The 2,416-nt window shown below is 59.7% G+C and carries 2 protein-coding genes; one reads left to right on the plus strand and one right to left on the minus strand.

Translation table 11 applies throughout. The annotated features are described in order from the left end of the window. Positions 1-197: 197 nt before the first annotated feature. On the minus strand, positions 198-764 hold the full coding sequence (locus ABEJ63_RS10430) for a methyltransferase domain-containing protein (protein ID WP_375796312.1): 567 nt from the start codon (positions 762-764) through the stop codon (positions 198-200). A 1,340-nt stretch (positions 765-2,104) separates the two neighbouring features. Here ABEJ63_RS10430 and ABEJ63_RS10435 point away from each other — a divergent pair. Then, a partial coding sequence (locus ABEJ63_RS10435) for a hypothetical protein (protein WP_375796313.1) occupies positions 2,105-2,416 on the plus strand: 312 nt, incomplete at its 3' end.

Raw genomic sequence — 2,416 nt, forward strand, 5'->3', positions numbered from 1 at the left:
CCGACAGGGCCCATCCCCAAAGCACGCACTACTGTGCTGAGACCAATTCGCCGCTCAGCCACATTTTCAACCGAAATCAAGGGGGCATCGGATCGCCGAGAGTGGGTCCCGCAACTACAGCCCGACCGAGTGCCAACCTGGAAGTATCATCCAGTCATCACTCCCGTGACGACTCAGTTGTGTGGTGCTTCTCTCAACTAGCTATGTTCTTTCTCAATATCGATATGGACTGTCGCATCAACGAACGGGATTTTCACGATCTCAGCGGAACGGAACCCATTGTGCATCGTGAAGATTCTCCGAGCTGACGGGCGTATAAACGTCGGACACTCTATTTCCGCGTACGCGGTCACGTTCCAGTTGAGATGTGGCCAGTACGGTTCTAGTTCGGCCGTCTCCTCATCACCAAAGTATCTATCAATCGATGGTGTTGTGCCCCCTGCTCCTTGATGAGTAAGGTCAGTTTGGGCGCTCCAGGTCCCGGCATGTGGCAGTTCGAATTGCGCGGTGCCGCCAGGGGTGAGGACTCTATCTAATTCATTCCAAACGTGCGTGATCGATTCCGGCGGTATATGTTCAAGTGTATGCTCGCAAATCACACGGTCGACGCTTTCGTCCGGAAGAGGCCAGGTATCGGTCCCGATATCCACCCCAGGATAATCGATATGGGGCAAGTCCTCCCGGATATCAAGCGTCACATCTGCATCTGGATGCGGAGAGGTCCCAGCCCCAAGTTCGAGCGTTTCGATGTGTGTATTGGGCATTATAAAATCTACAACGTCTCGGGGTTAAAGTCATTCACTGTGTTGCTACTCGGCATCGTCTGCGACTCCGCGAGTGCAGAGAACCGGTCCGCGCTGTGTCTGCAGCACGACCGGTGAACTCGGTCACTGACTCAAAAATCCAATAGGGCCACGCTTGAGTTTCGTACTGTTCTCATACACACAGCATTCGGGAAGTAGTAGCCTCCAGCCATCCGCGCGGGCGGGCTGCACACAGGTGGAGACCAGATGATCCGACATGACCGTCGATACAGGGGGCTCGACTCTGGACGACTCGACCGGACAGCACTCTTCGACCAACAGCAGCCTAAACACAGGAGGAGAGGATGCGCGGTAAGACCGCGTTCGTCGGCCGCATCGCACTGCTGATCGTCGCCGTCCCAGTTACAGGTGTCGGCGCCGCGATGCTCACGTCCGCGACGGCCACGCATCGAACTCGATGATTGGAGGCAGATTCGGTGATGCTGCAGGGTTCCAAGATGTCAGGAGAGCGTGGCACGACATACGAGAACAGCAACAATGATGTTGTCGGCTGGCTGCGGTCGTCACCAAGGCCAGTAGCAGCGACGAGGCATACAAGAGTACCAACCCGTGCGCGGTGATAGCAACGGACAGCGAGAACGGTGCCTCCTCGGCGTTCCCGCGCGTCGGTGACGACGACAACAGCGCTCTCGCGGGCAACGCCAGCAAGTGGACAAAGGACAGTGCGAACTCCTCGAAACTGACCGTTCCCGACATCAAGACGGCGCCCAGCGTCGAAGCCGTGCGGTTCGCAACCGCGACACGATGGCCAGCAATCAACTACATCATCCTACTTCGCTCGGTCTGCCGACCTCGCTCGTTGCGGGTGAGGTTTGTCGGTGGACACTCCTTCTGTCGACACGGGGTCGGCGGCGTGGAACTCGCCGTTCAGGGGCAGCGTCCCCGACGGTAGAGCCAGTTGATAGGTGGCTCCTCCACTCGGAGACGTCTGCCCCGAGCGAAGTCGCGTGGCAAGCTCGCGAGCGATGTTTTACCTCGCGTTGTGGTGGGCGTTGAGTTCGTCCCCGACGTCGAACAGCAGAACTCGTAGTTCGACGGGCGGTTCTCCGGCAACGTACACCCGCACTTCGAGCGTGGCTTCGCGGGCGCGACCAGCGGTGCGCTCGGGGAGGGCCGTCACTCGGCGCGGGGTCGCCAGACCGGGCCGCGTTGCACACAGACAGAGCCGGGACAGTCCGGTGTCGGAAAAGTCAGTTTTATTCGCCGTGCGGGTAGACCGTAGGAAGACAGAGACCTGTGACACCGACGACAGTCCCACAGACACGGACGAGTCCCCTGCCATGAGCCGCCTTCGGACACTGCTCTCGGAGCGCCGCCACCGGGCCCGGCTCGTGTTGGCTGCGGGTATCTTCGGCGGCCTGCTGACAGCCGGCTTCTTCGCGCTGTTCCGCCCGAACCCGCCGACGACGTTCGACGTGTTCTACTATGCAGCCAAGGGGAGTCTGCGCGGGCCGATTCCGTATCACACCGGATACGGGCTCTGGACGTACACACCGGCGGCGCTCTTCTATTTCATCCCGTACGCACTGCTGTTTGATTTCCAGACCGCCGCGCTCGTCCATCGGCTGGTGAGCGCTGTCGTCACGGTCGGG

The organism is Halosegnis sp. (assembly GCF_042216475.1).
GTDB lineage: Archaea > Halobacteriota > Halobacteria > Halobacteriales > Haloarculaceae > Halosegnis.

Excerpts from the sequence above, each read along its gene's own strand:
- ABEJ63_RS10430 (WP_375796312.1), bottom strand. The coding sequence starts at position 764 with ATGCCCAATACACACATCGAAACGCTCGAACTTGGGGCTGGGACCTCT.